General features: G+C 30.3%; 17 protein-coding genes. 4 read left to right on the forward strand and 13 right to left on the reverse strand.

The window, feature by feature from the left end:
- Positions 1-32 precede the first annotated feature (32 nt).
- Entirely contained in the window at positions 33-917 is an 885-nt protein-coding gene (locus tag PG912_RS06715; protein WP_275688971.1) for a PorP/SprF family type IX secretion system membrane protein, read from the forward strand.
- Between the two features lie 633 nt (positions 918-1,550).
- Here the strand turns inward: PG912_RS06715 and PG912_RS06720 are convergent.
- From PG912_RS06720 to PG912_RS06740, 5 genes are all read right to left on the reverse strand, one after another.
- Entirely contained in the window at positions 1,551-3,026 is a 1,476-nt protein-coding gene (locus tag PG912_RS06720; RefSeq protein WP_275688972.1) for a hypothetical protein, read from the reverse strand.
- A gap of 58 nt (positions 3,027-3,084) precedes the next feature.
- The gene (locus tag PG912_RS06725) at positions 3,085-3,705 is read right to left on the reverse strand and encodes an SPOR domain-containing protein (protein WP_275688973.1); all 621 of its coding nucleotides are present in this window, start codon (positions 3,703-3,705) and stop codon (positions 3,085-3,087) included.
- Positions 3,706-3,756: 51 nt separating this feature from the next.
- Positions 3,757-6,051 (reverse strand): FdhF/YdeP family oxidoreductase, encoded by a 2,295-nt coding sequence (locus tag PG912_RS06730; RefSeq protein WP_275688974.1) that lies wholly within the window; start codon positions 6,049-6,051, stop codon positions 3,757-3,759.
- Positions 6,044-6,844 carry a formate dehydrogenase accessory sulfurtransferase FdhD gene (fdhD, locus tag PG912_RS06735; RefSeq protein WP_275688975.1) on the reverse strand — a complete coding sequence of 267 codons (801 nt, stop codon included), beginning with the start codon at positions 6,842-6,844 and terminating at the stop codon, positions 6,044-6,046. Before fdhD ends, PG912_RS06730 begins: the two co-directional genes overlap by 8 nt.
- Positions 6,845-6,969: 125 nt before the next feature.
- The gene (locus PG912_RS06740; protein ID WP_275688976.1) at positions 6,970-8,148 is read right to left on the reverse strand and encodes a class I SAM-dependent methyltransferase; all 1,179 of its coding nucleotides are present in this window, start codon (positions 8,146-8,148) and stop codon (positions 6,970-6,972) included.
- Between the two features lie 119 nt (positions 8,149-8,267).
- Here PG912_RS06740 and PG912_RS06745 point away from each other — a divergent pair, with 119 nt between their 5' ends.
- Together PG912_RS06745 and PG912_RS06750 are read left to right on the forward strand one after the other, a co-directional pair.
- On the forward strand, positions 8,268-8,414 hold the full coding sequence (locus PG912_RS06745; RefSeq protein ID WP_275688977.1) for a hypothetical protein: 147 nt from the start codon (positions 8,268-8,270) through the stop codon (positions 8,412-8,414).
- 21 nt (positions 8,415-8,435) lie between these two features.
- Complete coding sequence (locus PG912_RS06750) at positions 8,436-9,104, forward strand: outer membrane beta-barrel protein (RefSeq protein WP_275689025.1); 669 nt, start codon at positions 8,436-8,438, stop codon at positions 9,102-9,104.
- Positions 9,105-9,183: 79 nt separating this feature from the next.
- Here PG912_RS06750 and PG912_RS06755 read toward each other — a convergent pair whose 3' ends face one another.
- Genes PG912_RS06755 through PG912_RS06780 form a run of 6 tightly spaced genes read right to left on the reverse strand, consistent with a single transcriptional unit; the run spans position 9,184 to position 13,391 of the window.
- Positions 9,184-10,464, reverse strand: a complete 1,281-nt coding sequence (locus PG912_RS06755; RefSeq protein ID WP_275688978.1) for a hypothetical protein — start codon at positions 10,462-10,464, stop codon at positions 9,184-9,186.
- Positions 10,454-11,365, reverse strand: coding sequence for an ATP-grasp domain-containing protein (locus tag PG912_RS06760; protein ID WP_275688979.1), 912 nt, complete (start codon positions 11,363-11,365; stop codon positions 10,454-10,456). Before PG912_RS06760 ends, PG912_RS06755 begins: the two co-directional genes overlap by 11 nt.
- 38 nt (positions 11,366-11,403) lie before the next feature.
- Positions 11,404-12,060, reverse strand: a complete 657-nt coding sequence (locus PG912_RS06765; protein WP_275688980.1) for a pyridoxamine 5'-phosphate oxidase family protein — start codon at positions 12,058-12,060, stop codon at positions 11,404-11,406.
- A 1-nt stretch (position 12,061) separates the two neighbouring features.
- Entirely contained in the window at positions 12,062-12,577 is a 516-nt protein-coding gene (locus tag PG912_RS06770; protein ID WP_275688981.1) for a GNAT family N-acetyltransferase, read from the reverse strand.
- Between the two features lie 3 nt (positions 12,578-12,580).
- The gene (locus PG912_RS06775; RefSeq protein ID WP_275688982.1) at positions 12,581-12,901 is read right to left on the reverse strand and encodes a DUF1272 domain-containing protein; all 321 of its coding nucleotides are present in this window, start codon (positions 12,899-12,901) and stop codon (positions 12,581-12,583) included.
- On the reverse strand, positions 12,873-13,391 hold the full coding sequence (locus PG912_RS06780) for a DinB family protein (protein ID WP_275688983.1): 519 nt from the start codon (positions 13,389-13,391) through the stop codon (positions 12,873-12,875). The genes PG912_RS06775 and PG912_RS06780 overlap by 29 nt, the downstream gene beginning before the upstream one ends.
- Positions 13,392-13,470: 79 nt before the next feature.
- Between PG912_RS06780 and pdxR the strand changes: the two genes are divergently transcribed.
- Positions 13,471-14,949: a MocR-like pyridoxine biosynthesis transcription factor PdxR gene (pdxR, locus tag PG912_RS06785; protein ID WP_275688984.1), complete on the forward strand. Its 1,479-nt coding sequence runs from the start codon at positions 13,471-13,473 to the stop codon at positions 14,947-14,949.
- Here pdxR and prmC read toward each other — a convergent pair.
- Both prmC and PG912_RS06795 read right to left on the reverse strand, forming a co-directional pair.
- Positions 14,939-15,826, reverse strand: a complete 888-nt coding sequence (gene prmC / locus PG912_RS06790) for a peptide chain release factor N(5)-glutamine methyltransferase (RefSeq protein WP_275688985.1) — start codon at positions 15,824-15,826, stop codon at positions 14,939-14,941. The genes pdxR and prmC overlap by 11 nt on opposite strands.
- 2 nt (positions 15,827-15,828) lie before the next feature.
- Positions 15,829-16,329 carry a GNAT family N-acetyltransferase gene (locus PG912_RS06795; RefSeq protein WP_275688986.1) on the reverse strand — a complete coding sequence of 167 codons (501 nt, stop codon included), beginning with the start codon at positions 16,327-16,329 and terminating at the stop codon, positions 15,829-15,831.
- Positions 16,330-16,392 lie beyond the last annotated feature (63 nt).

The following is a 16,392-nucleotide window of genomic DNA, read 5'->3' on the forward strand; positions in this document are numbered from 1 at the left end:
AATAAATCTAATCATTCAAAATAAAAATAAAAATGAAATTATATAATATAAAATACATACTTACTTTAATCGTAGTAATGTTATGTGTACAAGTAAAAGGACAACAAGATCCTTCATTTACCATGTATCAACTAAACATGAATCTGATTAACCCTGCATACGCAGGGTCATCAGATGGTTTAGAGTTAACAACCATGATAAAGAGTCAGTTTACAGGAATAGAAAACTCACCAACTACTCAAACTTTATCATTATCATCACCAGTTGGTAGAAATTTAGGTTTAGGATTATCGATTGTAAATGATCAAGTTTTTGTAGCAAAAGAAACAGATGTTTATGTAGATTTTTCTTATAAATTACAATTATCAGAAAGCACTAATTTATTTTTAGGAGTAAAGGGAGGGGTTTCATTTTTTAGTGTTGATTTAACATCATTAGATATCAATGATCCACTTTTTGATCAAAATGTAAACCGTACGAATCCTAATTTTGGTGCAGGAGCTTATTTAAAAGGCGAGAATTACTACGCAAGTTTATCAGTGCCTGTATTATTAGAAAGCAAGCGTTATGAGAAAGAAGGGAATACGGTTACCAGAGCATCCGATAAACCACATATTTATTTAGGAGCAGGATATACATTTGATTTAAAAAATGACTATAAATTAAAAGTTACCCCCTCATTTATGACACGTTATGTGTCTGGAGTTCCATTATCATTAGATGTAACAGCTACTGTTGGTCTTTTGGATAAGGTAGAGTTTGGAGTATCTCATAGATTACAGGAATCATTTAGTGGATTGTTAATGTTTCAATTTATTAAAGAATTTAAGTTAGGGTATGCGTATCAGCATGCAACAAATGATATTTCTAAATATAGTAATGGTTCTCATGAAGTTATTTTTAAGTTTAATTTTTAGATTTATTAATTATTAAAAATCAACTTTTAAGAACAAAAGTCCTAACAACTGTTAGGGCTTTTTTTGTGCATAAAAAAGAAGAAAATACTTACATTTTTAATCGTTTACAAAGCCAAATTGCTACTCACAAAGTGATTGGTAATAATGTTGTTAAAAGCGAGTATTATTGTATATAATATAATTATTTAAAATTATGAAAGTAAAGTATTTAACAAGTATCTTTTTTTAACATTAATCAAATCTACTTTTAAAAAAAATATAATTCAATCCATTAAGCTCTTGGTATAGATTCAGCATAATTAATTATGATACGTTCATAGATTAGTTTTTATAAAGGAAATATAACATTATAGTCCCCTCCCCTTAATTTGTTTGTTTTAAAGGTTTCGCTAGACAACTTTTTTTAAATACTAAAAAATTTAAGTTGATTTCAAAAGTTTAGTAAAAATGACTTTAAACAAATAGAAAAAGTTCTAACAACCGTTAGGACTTTTTTGTTTTCAATTATATGGTAAAGATTCAGGTTGCAGTAAAATCGTTATGGTAAAATAATTTAGTATTATTCTTTTAATATAATTAAAGAGCCTATTCATTTTAAATAGACTCTTTAGTTATATTATATAGATGATGTAATTATTTAACGCTTAAAAAAGAAAAGTTATAGCTAACACCAAAGTTTAAATAAGTGCTACTTAAATTCCCTCCTCGTGCTTTAACGTACCCTAATCCACCACGTATATTTAATTTATTCGTTAGTTTGTAACTAAGTCCCATGCTCGGTTTTACAATTAAACCTTGTCCTGTACTAATTCCACCTCCACCAGCAGCACCACCTAATATTTGTCCGAATATTGAGGTTGTGTTATTAAAGAAAGTGTTTGACTGTATTCCTAAACCAACAATACCTTCAGCATAAGCGCCTGCATCACCAAAATTAGCAAATGATGTTTGTCCGGCTCCATAGATATACTTATTTAAGAAAAAGTTGATTTGCAATGAGATTTGGTGCATGTTTTGAGTAAATCCGCCGTTATTATCTCTTGCAGCATTTAAATATAAATCTTGTTTTATAATTGTTTCTAAGCCTTTAAACTTTCCTTTTGTATAGTTATCGTTCTCTGAAATAATTCCGTCTTTATCTATATAATACTTTAATCCAAAACCTAGTGTAGAAGAAGTAAAATGTGAATCAGGCGACATTAAATACCCTTTGTTAATTGAAGCATAGATATTATCAAACAATTTTTGTTCAATAGAAATATCAGGATATATTAAAAATCCACCTTTGGTATCAACACCACCGCCACCGCCAGCACCAACTCCGAATTTAGCTAGAATGTTTGTACGGTTTTTATTCATTGATAAATGATATCCACCGCCTAAAAGAATATCCATATATCCCGCTTTAATTCCGTGATAGGCACCGTCAGCTTTTACAAAAAAGAAAACATTTTTATTGATGTATGAATTTAACTCGAACCCAGCTAAGCGTATCGTTTTGTTTTTGTAAGAACCTTTTGTAACTGATAAGTTATTTAAGTGCACTAGCAAAGAAATTTTATTAGCAGGAGTGTTCCATAAACTATTTGTTAGTTGATTTAGCATGAAGGAGTGTTCGCGTTCTTTAAAGTTTGTAGTTTCAAAAAGTAAAGGTATTTGAACAGCTACATTAAATTGACTTCCATTAATTGTTCCTTTATCAAAAAAATTAACATAACTATACCCCGCAGTCGTAGCAAAGTGTTTAAAGTTATATCCTAAATTAAAATGAGGTAAAATAAAAGCACCGCCACCATCTGGAGCAGCAGCACCGCCACCACCTCCAAAATGAAAACCAGTATCTATAAATAACTTATCGGTAATTTTATGCTGAATACCAGCATTGATTCCTAAAGTAAAAAAACCACCCCGAATTCCACCAACTGCACCATAAAAACCTAAACCAACATAGCTCCAATTATTGGGTTTTATGTTGTAATGAATTCCTGTAAAATCCATATTAGTTTCACCTTCAGGCATTTTTATAGATAAAAAATCGAGTTGTCCGAAACCTTTTTGAGTTTCCTTTTTAGGAATATTGGTTTGAGCATATAAAAAATGAACACTCAAGGTAAAACATACCAAGAGTGCTCTTTTACTAATTTTAAATAGCATTTATATATTATTTTTAAGGGTGTATTTTTTGACGTTCGCCATTAATATATGAAGCTACAAAAGCATCTTTAAATCCTATTTTTATTAATTCTTCTCTTAATGATTTTGCTTCATCCAGAGATTCAAATAAACCAATAGAATATTTAAAATAACCATCTTTTATAGTTACAGTTGATGGTATCGTTGCTGTAGAAATTAATGAATGATTTTTTTCAGAAAAAACACCAATTTGAACAGAGTATATAGGTTTATCACTAATATTATCTGCAACAGCATCAATTGTTTTATTCAAGTCTTCAACAGCCATGCCTGCATCAACCTTTCTTTGAGTTCTAGCATTTGCTCTTTTAATACTGTCTAATATTCTTATGTTTTCGCTCTTTTTTATAGTTGCTATTTCTTCTGATGAAGGAAATGAAACACCACTATTATTAGCGTAAAAATAATAAGCAGCTCCTAAAGAAGCACCTAGTAATAAGCCCAACATAATAGGAAGCATCATAGATCCCTTTTTTAACGAAGTAATTTTCTCTTCTGCTTGGGTTAATTCATTTTCTGCGGCTTCTCTTTTTAACTTAGCATTATCTAAGTCTTCTTGCATTAATGTGAATTTTTCTTCTTCTATGAAAGGCATAATTATAGGTTGGTTTTTGTGGAAATATTTTACTAAAGTACAAATCTTTTTTTAGTCTTGTTTTTTAACAGTTATAATCACTGTTTTAGAAGCTGGTGTGTGGCTAATTCTAGCTTTACTTTTTAGCGGAACTAATACATTTGCTTCAGGAAAATAAGTAGCAGTACATTGTTTTGGTATGCTGTACGGAATTACTAAGAATCCGTTAGCTTTTCTTTCTTCCCCTTTAAAATGACTCGTTAAATCTACTTTGTCTAATTTTATTAACCCTTGATTTTTCATATCATCAGGATTCATGAAAATTACTCTTCGTTCATTTAAAATACCACGGTAACGATCATTTAAACCATAAATAGTAGTGTTGTATTGATCGTGTGTACGAATGGTCATCATCATAAATTGATTACTATCTAAAACAACATCCGAAGGTAAATTTGTTGAGAAGTTTGCTTTTCCAGTTAAAGTAGGAGTGAAGTCTTTTTCTCTCGCATTGTTTGGTAAATAAAAACCTCCTTTTACACGAACTCTTTCGTTGTAATTATCAAAACCGGCAATGGTGGCTTCTATTTTAGTGCGAATTAAATCGTAATTAGTAATTAATTTACTCCATTCAGTCTTAGTATTTTTCAATGTAGCTTCAGCAATACCAGCAACAATAGCAGGTTCGCTTAGTAAATGTTTAGAAGCGGGAGTTAAATGTCCGTTTGATTGATGCACTACACCCATCGAATTTTCTACGGTAATAAATTGTTCTCCGCTATCTTGCATATCTTTTTCTGAACGACCTAAACAAGGTAAAATTAATGCTTGTTTACCATGAATTAAGTGACTGCGGTTTAGTTTTGTTGATATTTGAATCGTTAAATCACAGTTTTTTAAAGCTTCTGCTGTATATGCAGTATCTGGTGTTGCTGAGATAAAATTACCTCCCATTCCAATAAAAACACTTGCTTTTTTTTGATGCATGGCTTCAATAGCCGCAACAACATCATAACCGTGTTTACGAGGAGCATTAAATTGAAATTCCTTTTCTAAATTATCTAAAAAATCATCCTTAGGCTTTTCCCATATTCCCATAGTTCGATCTCCTTGCACGTTCGAGTGACCTCTTACAGGGCAAGTACCAGCACCTTTTTTACCGATGCTTCCTTTTAATAATAATAAATTAACAACTTCTCGAATATTATCAACCGCATTTTTATGTTGCGTTAATCCCATTGCCCAACAAATAATAATTTTATCATTGCTGATAATCATATCTGTAGCTTCTTTAATTCTATCTAAAGATAAGCCTGTTTGAGGTAATAATTCTTCTATTGAATATTTATCTAAATCGACTAGAAATTGCTCTAAACCGTGTGTTTTTTCTTTTATAAATTGATGATTAAAAACATCACCTGATTTCTCTTCTTGTGCCTTCATCATTTTTAAAATGATTTTTAGTAAGGCAACATCTCCGTTAATTTTCACTTGTAAAAACAAATCGGTTAACTTATCACCAGCACCTAACCATTTTAACGGGTTTTGCGGATCTACATAATTCATTAATCCAACTTCGGGCAACGGATTTATAGTCATTATTTTTCCGCCATGCTTTTTAGTATCTTTTAATGCAGTAAGCATTCTAGGGTGATTTGTTCCCGGATTTTGACCTATAACAATAACTAAATCAGCATGATTAAAATCATCTAAAGTAACAGAACCTTTACCAATTCCGAGCGTTTCTGAAAGTCCGCTACCACTACTTTCATGACACATGTTAGAGCAGTCTGGTAAGTTGTTAGTTCCAAACTGACGTACAAATAGTTGATATAAAAAAGCAGCCTCATTACTGGTTCTTCCTGAAGTATAAAAGATTGCTTCATCAGGAGAATTTAATTTATTTAACTCTGTTCCGATTATATTAAAAGCGGCTTGCCATGATATTTCTTCATAATTATCTGATCCTTCTTTTAAGATCATCGGATGGGTGATTCGTCCACTTTTACCAATTTCGTAATCAGACCATTCAGACATTTCTTGCACAGAATGTGTTGCGAAAAATAGGGGAGATACTCTGTTAGTTGTAGCTTCTTCTGCAACTGCTTTTGCACCGTTTTCACAATATTCTGCTAAAAAAGCTCTTTTTTGATCTGGATCTGGCCAAGCACAACCCGGGCAATCAAAACCATTAATTTGATTGATGTTTTTAAGTAAACTGATTCCTTTAGCAACACCTGTCTCTGAAAAAACATGCTTTAAGGCTGATTGTATTGCTTTTGTACCCACAGCTTTTTTAGGAATATCAATTAATTTTATTCCTGTTAATTTTTCTGGTGGCTGTGCGTGTATTTTTTTATCACTCATGATTTATATATTGAGGATTTGAGTAAACTGTCATTCTATTATTTCTGCTAAAACCTATCAGGCAAATCCCGAATTCTTTCGCAAAATCAACGGCTAAAGAAGAACAAGCAGAAACGGCTATAATAATAGGAATTTTAGCAAAAAAAGCTTTCGAAACAATCTCGTACGAAACGCGTCCGCTTACAAGCATATAGCTTACTTTTTTTAAGTTTTTTTTATTGATTAAATCGCCAATACATTTATCAACTGCATTATGACGACCAATATCTTCTTTAATAGTTAAAAGTTCTTTATTTATATCGAATAAAGCACAAGCGTGACTTCCGCCAGTTGCCTTAAATAAAAACTGTAATTCATTCATTTTTAAAAACATATCAAATGTTATGTCAATTGATTGATTACTTTTTTTATTGAGTGAATTTCCACTTGCTTTTAAATCCTTTAATTCTTTTTTTCCGCAAATACCACAGGATGAAACCGATAAAAGGGTGCGTTTATTTAGGTAGCCTTTTCTTAGTTTTTCCTTTGGAATAACAACGTTTAAAACAGCAGAAAAATCACTATTAATTTCAATAATATCTATCTTTAATTCATCATTGCTTTTATAAATATCTTCTGCGTATAAAAGCCCTCTTATAAGTTCTTTATCGTCTCCGGGAGTTCTCATAACCACAGTGTAAGATTCACTGTTTATGTTTATTTGGAGCGGTGCTTCAATAACAAGTGTATCTTCTACTTTTAGAGAAGAATTTTCTGATAATTTAATAGATTGGTAGGTACTTGCTTGTTTCATCTTACAAACAAAAGTACTTAAAAGTAAATGAATTGAAAAGTTAAGCTTAAGAAGATATTTTATCAATAAATGCTATTGAAATATTCAGGTTATAGCATGTTTTATTAATAGTATAAATTTATTTACTAAATTTTTGAACAGCAAATTACAATCAGTTCATTATTACAATTTGTAGTAAAAAAAAGATAAGTATCACCACCGTCTTTCAGTTTCGTTTCAATTCTAATTTGGGCAACTGATTTAGGAAAGTTTCGCGTGGTAATATTTGCTTTTGAAATAGTTAATTGTTTCCTTAATTTCTTTTTATTGTAAGGATAAATCTCTTCTATTTTAAATGTTCTTCCAGGGAAATCAATAACTAATTTTTCAGAGGTGTATAAGTGTGAATGTTGATGTAGCTTATTTATTTTATACTGATTTGCTACTTCGTTAAATCCACCAGATTTTAAAATAGCGGCATTAGGTTCATATAAATAATTAATTGGTAAAGAGTATTTTGAATTTTGTTTATTATTGATATTAAAAATAAACTCTTGAGTATTGTTTTTCAGTAAATTAACTGTATTTACCTTAATTATTGATTTGTATTCTTTTTCTAATAAAAAAAGCAATTCTTTTACTTCGTTATTTACAGCTACAACATGAATTTCTTTTACATATTTTAACTCATTTAATGTTGAACTAATGTCTAACATTGGTGAGTTTTTAATCAGAATTGTTTCTGATTTTGTAAATAAAAAATCTATGTTTTCAGGCACATTAGGTAAGCAATCTTTTAATAAAAACACCTTTCCTTTTATGTCGCTTCTACGAGAAGGGTCAATATAAATACAATCAATTTTTTTGGAAGAATTTTTAAGAAACTCTAATCCGTCAGAAGCTATGGTTTGCACATTATCTATTTTTAATTGTTGATAATTATGTGCTACAATTTTAGATAATTCCTCATTGATTTCTGAATGAATTACGTTCTTAAATTTTTTAGAAAAATAAAAAACATCAACTCCAAATCCGCCTGTTATATCAATTAAGTTATTACCAGAAACTAAGCTTGCTTTGTATTTGGCAGTTATTTCAGAAGAGGTTTGCTCAATACTTATTTTTGGAGGATAATATATGTTTTTAACATTAAACCAACTTGGTAATTTATTTTTAGCTTTCTGTTTACTAACAATTTGACTCGATAATTCTTGTATAAACACCATCTCAAACGGACTTCCTTTTAAAATCAGTTTTGTGATATCAGAATTTAAATTCTTATCAATAAATTCTTGTACGTTTTTATCTAAAATACTGGTATTCAATAACCTTCGGTTTTTAAAAGCAAAGCTATAATAATTTACTGATATTATACAGTAAATGCAGGCTTGTGTTCTTGTTTTATTTATATTTTTGCCGCCTAAATTTTTAAAAAAGAATAAAAATGAATAAAATTATTTTATCTGTAATTATTGTTTTAACATCACTTTCTGTTAACGCACAATATTATGTTTCAGTTAGTGGAGGAGTACATAATAAGGCAGATATGAAGTTATTATCTACTTCAAATGGAGCTTTAAAAGGTAGTTAAGGTGAGGGAATTCAGACTCAAATAAGAGGTGGTTATTTTTTTAATGAAAAAATTGGTGTTGATTTAGGTATCGGTTATTTACACGGTGAAGACCAGCAAATAAGAAATGATTATTTAGATGTTAATGCAAGAGCGAGGGCTTTTGGAGCTTCGTTAGCTGCTATTTATAATTTATCTAACAATGTTTATATACGCGCAGGTTTAATTACTAAAATTGGAGGTAAAAGTATTGCAGAAGGAAGTTTAAATTTAGATATTCCTGGAGAATGGGTTAATCCTGCTTTAGCAGGGTCTGGTCAAACACTACCTTTAGAAGTTGAATTTGATAGAGATAATGCTGGGGAATTTCCTTTAGGTTTTGTTGGTGCGTTTGGTGTTAAGTTTGAAGTAACTAGTAATTGGAGTGTTTTTGCTGAAATGGAATACCAAGGGATAGATGTTGTTCCAAATAAATCTACCTTAACAAGATACTCAGGAACATTGGCAGGGCAACCTGTTGGAAGAGGTCAGTTAATTGCTTTAATTGAAAGTAATCCACAAGCAAGTGCTTTCTTTGAGGAAGACAAACTTTCTATTTTTGATGAGTTTACATATTCAAATAATCCATCTGATACTCAAAGAAAAAAGTTTGATGCTCCTTATTCTTCTTTTGGACTTAATTTTGGTGTAATTTATACTTTTAAGAAGTAAGACAATTACCCTTAAAGATTAACAAAAAAAAGGAATAACTGAAAAGTTGTTCCTTTTTTTGGTTAAATAATTGATCTATTTATTTAGAACCTTTAACGATTCCCATACTTAAAACACTGCCTTTTCCGAATGAATGATTTGTAGGTAAAAGTGTTCCGCTTTCAGTAGTAATCCAATCTTGCCAAGTAGCAGAAACTCCGTTCATTTTCATACTCGGAACGTACATTTTATAGCTTATAGGAATATTATTTTCATCTAAAGTCCATAAATAAGAATCTCCAGGGGTTGAGCCACCAGTAGTATATTTCACTAATAAAGCATCTTTACCATCTACTTTTTTTATAGTTCTAATAATTCCGTCTTCAAATAGTTTATGGGGTGCAACCAACCAAAAAGAATCATTATTAAAAATATTCCATGCTTTTTTCACTAAGGTAGTATCCACTTTTTCTTGTGGTTTTTTATTAAAGAAAACGGTACTTTTTTCTATGCTGTTTGGATGAAGGTTTACGAGGGTTGAATCCCAAGAAACTGCTACGATATGATTTTTTTTATCCCATTTAAAATGACGTTTTCCTCCAAAACTCCATTTTAAAGTATTTGTTTTTTTATACGCTTCATGGTTTATTGCTTTTAATATTTTATTAGCCAATGCATCAGCTTTTGGATTTGATGCTTTTACATTGCCCATATTTAATTCCACACCGAATAACGAAAGTTTGTGTTTAGTAGGTAATTTAAAACCAGCATTGGTTGTTTTCCAATCAGACCAAGTAGCCGAAACTCCGCCAATGGGAATAATTTTTGTCCACATTTTATAATCAGTAGGAAAACCATTTTCATTTAAAATCCATAGATAAGAATCGCCTGGAGTATCGCCACCAGAGGTATAGGTTATTAATAAAGCATCTTTGTTTTTGTAATTTACAATACGTCTTTCAACACCGTTGTCTAAAACTTTATGGGGTGCAATCAGCCAAAAACTATCATTATTAAAATAATTTGTAGCTGTTTTTAAAAGTGATGGATCCTTAACTATAATTCCGTCGACAGAAACGGTACTTTTTTCTGTTGATTTTGTGTATAAAACAACCTTATTTTTACCCCAAGAAACTTCCACTTTATCTTCTTGTTGATACCATTTATAAAAATGTTGATTTCTAAAAGACCATTCGATAAGTTCTGTATTTTTAAAAGCTTCATGGTTAATTGCTTTTAGCATTTTATTAGCCAGTAAATCGGCTTCATTACCTTGTTTTCCTTCTGGGATATTTTCATTATTAGCGAAATAGAATACACTAATAGCAATAATAAGAGTTAATACTATTGCACCTAAAAATTTTAATATTTTATTCTTCATTTTGATTGATTAATTGTTGGATACCTTTTGCTAATTCATCGGCAGCTTTCGGGTTTTTTCTAAACCATAATTCAGGTTCAATCAGCTCTAATTCTGCAAGTGCTAAATTATTGTTATTATCTGTAAAAACATCAACTCTGGCATAAATAGGAAGGTTGTCGCATGCTTTTACAGCTTTTTCTGCAAAACTGATTTCTAGTTGGGTAGGAGTGTAGTCGTAAACTGAGCCACCAAAATCATCTTGAACTCTAAAATCTCCTTTTTTAGCAATTTTTAAAACAGCGTGTGTAAATTTACCGTTTATAACGATTAACGAAATTTCACCTTTTTCTACAATATTATGTTGAAAGGGTTGTAATATTAAAGCTTCTTTAGGAATCAATTGCTTAAAAACAGCTTCATGATCAGAAATGTTTTGAGTATTTATTCGGTAAGTATGTCTTCCGCCACCAGAAATACAAGGTTTTAGTACAAACTCGTTAAGTTGATGTTTTGTGGCTAATTCTTGTAAACTTCTTTTTTCAGTAGTTTCTATAAAGTAAGATTCGCAAATATGAACTTCTTTTTTCTGTAAATCTTGTAAATAGTGTTTATCAATATTCCAACGAATTATAGCTTCTGAATTTAGTAAAACAGTTTGTTTAGAAACGTTATTTAGCCATTTAGAAAATTCGTCATATCTATCAAAATAATCCCAAGTAGTTCTGAATAAAATATATTTAGTTGTAGCCCAATTAAAAGTAGCATCATCCCAAGAAAGACGACCAACTTTTAAGCCTATTTTTTCTAAAGCGACTTTTACATAATTGTCTTCGTCTAAGACATTTTTTGAGTATATATCAACTTTTGTTGGATTTAGATACCTGCTTTCTGTAAGAATTATAACATCGTAAATTTTCATGCACGAAATTTACAATAATTTACGATGTTATAAAATGACTATTTATGTTGATTATAATAGTTTAACACATGTTTAGGAATTTCAACACCTTCTTTTAATTTATCATCAGAGATAGGAAATTCAGCTACTTGTTTTATAGGTACAATACCCGCCCAAATAGGTAAATCATAATCTTCAGGTTCGTCAGCTACGCCAGTATCTCGTACTTTTGCAGAAGCAGTTTCAATAGTAAATTCTAAAACTAAAGTTCTATCTAATTCTTTTTGATACATAGGTCTTAAAGAATCCCATTGGTTAGGAACCATTTGATCTACAATCCATTTTAAAATTTCCGTCTTGTCAGTATCTTTTTCAACTTTATTTAAGTTACCAAAAAGAGTTACCGAACGATAATTTACAGAATGATGTAAGCCAGAACGCGCTAAAACCAATCCATCTAAATGCATAACCGTTATCGAGGTTTTACCGCTCTCTAAAATCGATAATAGCATTCTGTTCGCAGTTGAACCATGAATATAAATCTTATCATCTCTTCTGGTATATGCCATCGGAATTGTGATAGGATTACCGTCATAAATATAGCCAACATAACATAAAAAACCTGCATCTAAAATGGTGTTAATCTTTGCTACATCATAAGTAGCTCTGTTTGCTCCGCGCTTTATTCTATTTAATTTTGATTGTTCGTATTCCATGTTAAATTTCTTTTAATAAAACGTAATTGTCGTACTCTTTTCCGTTTACATTAAAGTTTAAATCACCAATACTTTTAAACTCATTTCTGTGGTAAAAACGAATACCTCTTTCGTTTTTAATATATACAGAAAGCCATATTGCAGTGGCCTTTTTTTCTTTGATTTTATCAATAATAAAATCTAAAAAAGGTTGCCCGATTTTCATTGGTAAAAACTGATTTAAAATGTAAATTCTTTCTAATCTTGCGCTACTATTTGCTGTTTTGTCTTCAAATGGTTGGTTTAATACAATTTTAGAAAAACCAACAGGTAAATCATTTACATAAGCGATATGAAACAGATTGTTTTTATCTTCTAATTCTTCTGTTATTTTTTTGATAGAGAAAGCATTCGTGCAATAAGCTAATAAATCATTTTTATCATCAATAAAATGACCATGAGATTCTGTATAAGTAATTCTACCTAATAAAGCTATGACTTCTGTATCTGAAGTTGTTGCTATTTTAAAAGTAATCATCAATTATCTATTTTTAGGTTTTATTCCTCTAAATTTATCAGAATTAAATTTCGCTTTTTCTAAATTTTTCGGAGCATATACTCTTTTTGTTGACGCAGGATATTTTACTATCATTTCTGATGTTCTTATAGGGCGTTCTACAAAATTACCAGCACAACTAGGACATACATTTTCGAATATTTCTATAGCGCATGTTTTACAGTAAGTGCACTCGAAAGAGCAAATCATGGCATCAGTAGAATTACTAGGTAAATCTTTATTGCAATGCTCGCAATTGGTAGCCTTAATTCTAACATTATAGGTAGCGTTCTTTAATAATATCAATATGCCAAACGCTATGTCCTAATAAAATAAAAGCACATGCTCTTGCAGATACTGGAGAGTTACTAGCGGTTCCTAAATTGATTAAATTATCATCAGAAATACTATTAATTAAATTCACTGAATACATACGTGAAATAGTAAATTCCTCTAATAATTCATCGATAGATTTATCGTTTGCTCCTGATGGATCTATATAAATATCTTGATCGAAACCAGCCATAGCAGTAGTATCTTTTCTTGCTATTCGTAAAAAGCGATACATAAAAATACGTTCGGTATCAATAATGTGTTGTAAAAGCTCTTTGATTGTCCATTTTTCAGGTTGATAACGGTATTCTAATTTATCTTTAGGTACAGATGAAAAGAAATCGATGACCATTTTTTTATCCTCTTCATAACCTATCTTTAAATCTACCGAATCTGCTACTTTATCTAAATATCTTTTGTAATACGCATCATGTTCGTTGGGTTGTACGTTTTGTTTTGTCATTTTTAATGTTTTTTTGTTCAAAAATAATATATTTATGGATTGTTATAATCATCCAGAAGAGATATAATAAGTAGTCCAGATGTTTCCATATAAAACCAGTTTAAAATTAGATAGAAAAGGTTCTCAATCTTTGTACTTACAATTGTCTAATCAGTTTATTCAATTGATAAAAGAACAAAAATTAAAACCTAAAACCAAACTTCCAGGAAGTAGAAGTTTAGCAGAGTTGTTAAATGTGCATAGAAAAACGGTTGTTGCTTGTTATGATGAGTTAATGTTACAAGGTTGGGTAGAAAGTATTGCTAAAAAAGGGACTTTTGTCCATCGTAATTTACCTTTATTAGAACAAACTGAATTTTCTAAATCTGATTTTAATACTGAAGAAGCACAAACGGGTTTTTCTTTCTATAAAAATAGCAAACATCAAAATAATTCTAAAAAGATAGATAATACTATTACCTATTTAAATGACGGTGTTTCTGACGGAAGATTAACACCAATGGATGAAATTATAAGAACTTACAGAAGAATTACAGTTAAAAAAAATGTATATAAACACTTGGGCTATAACTCGGTTTATGGGAGTGATAAATTAAGAGAAGTTTTAGTTAATTATTTAAATGAAACAAGAGGATTACAAATAACCAAAGAAAATGTTTTAATAACTCGCGGAAGTCAAATGGGTATTTGGTTATCTTCACAGTTATTATTAAAAGAGCATGATATTATTGTAATTGGTGAAACAAATTATGCTTCGGCTAATGCAACTTTTTCGGGTCAAAAAGCAATATTGAAAACTGTTTTAGTTGATGAAAATGGAATTATGATTGATGAGATTGAAGCTATTTGTAAAAAACAACAAATCAAAGCTGTATATGTAACTTCTCACCATCATCACCCAACAACGGTAACCTTATCAGCAGAAAGAAGAATTCATTTATTAAACCTCTCAAAACAATATAATTTTGCAATTATTGAAGATGATTACGACTATGATTTTAACTACAATCATGCACCAATTTTGCCTTTAAAAAGTCACGATGTAAATAAAAACGTAATTTATATTGGTTCGGTTTGTAAAACGGTGGCACCTGTTTTTAGAGTTGGATATTTAATAGCGTCTAAGGAGTTTGTAGATGAAGCTGCAAATCGTAGAAAAATAGTGGATAGGCAAGGAGATGAGTTGTTAGAATTAACATTTGCAGATTTTATAAAATCGGGTGATTTAGACAGGCATATTAGAAAAGTAATGAAGGTTTACAAGCAACGAAGAGATTTGTTTTGCTACTTGTTAGATAAAGAATTAGGTAATTTTTTTAAGTTTGAGAAACCAAAAGGAGGAATGGCTGTTTGGACGATTTTAAATCAGAAATATTCGTGGAAACAAGTTGCAGAAGAGGCTTTAAAAAGCCAATTAGGAATTGGTGATTATTCTCGCTATGAAGCTGTAAATACAAACCACAATGCGATTAGAATTGGTTTTGCAAGTTATAACGAAGAAGAGATTTACGAATTAATTACTAAATTAAAAACAACAATGTTAGCGCTTAAAAACTAGCTTTTATCATTCGGTCGTTACCAGAAAAATCCTTTTTTAGTTCAATGTTTTTAAAACCTTTATCTTCTAACATTTTTACGGTTTCTTTTCCTAAATATTGATTGATTTCAAAAAATAATAGTCCGTTTTTTGATAAATGAAGTTTTGCTAAATCGGCTATTTTATCATAGAATATTAACGGATTATTGTCATCAACAAATAAAGCTAAATGTGGTTCGTTTTCTAAAACATTACTTTTAATCTCTACTTTTTCAAGCTCTCGAACATATGGCGGATTGGAAATAATAATATCTAACTTCACGTCATTTTGACCCTGTTTCAGAATCTCCTCCAAATTAATTGCTTTTAAAATATCAGCTTCAAAAAAATCAATTTTAACTGAATTTAGTTTCGCATTTTCTTTGGCAGTAATTAAAGCATCCGAAGAAACATCAATAGCTGAAATTGTTGCATTTGGTAACTGCTGTTTTAATGAAATAGGAATACAACCAGTTCCGGTTCCTATATCTAATATAGAAATTTTTTCATCTTGTATATTTTGCAGAACAGCAACTTCTTCTAAAACCCATTCTACCAATTCTTCGGTTTCTGGTCTTGGAATTAACGTGTTTTTATTCACTAAAAAAGGTAATCCATAAAACTCGGTATTTCCTAATATATACTGAATAGGTTCTTCCTTTTGAAGCCTTTTTATGGTGAGACTAAAAAACTCTATAACATCCGAAGGAATATTAAAATCAGCTTTTAAAACGGAATCAATTCGTTGAAAACCTAATTTTTCCTCAATCAATAAAAAGAAAAAAGAAGTTATTTCTGTTTCCGGATATATTGCTGATAATTCTTCTGTAAAATATGTTTTGAATTCTTTTAAAATCATTTTTAAGCCTTTATTAAATCTTTTAACATCCAAACGTTACAAGAAAAATGACCTGTATTTCCCATAGGTGCCTCTAAATTAACAAATCCATTTTTGGCATACAAAGCTCTAGCCGCATCCATATAAGGCATGGTTTCTAAATAACATTGTTTGTATCCCTGGGCTTTTGCTTTAGATAAACAATAATTAATTAGCTTACTTCCTAAACCTTTTCCTCTTGCTATTGGCAAAAAATACATTTTTTGTAGTTCACAAATAGTCTCTTCAAAATCAGGTAAACCCGCAAAACCAACACCACCAACTATTTTATTTTGATGCTCTATTACAAAATAGGCTGTTTTTTCTTTTTGATACGTTTCAAACATCTCGTCAGTTGCTTTATCTTCATAAGCGGTACCAACTTTAGGCGCGCCAAATTCAGTTAAAACGGTTCTAATAACGCTCGCTATTTGTTGATTGTCACTAGGTTTAATTTCTCGGATAATAAAATCAGAAGGAGTCATAGGAATACCTTATTTTTGCTTTGCAAATTACCTAAAAAAATAAGAATCGAGATGAAGAAATGG

Origin of the sequence: Tenacibaculum retecalamus (assembly GCF_027941755.1) — a bacterium.
Classification (GTDB): domain Bacteria; phylum Bacteroidota; class Bacteroidia; order Flavobacteriales; family Flavobacteriaceae; genus Polaribacter; species Polaribacter haliotis_B.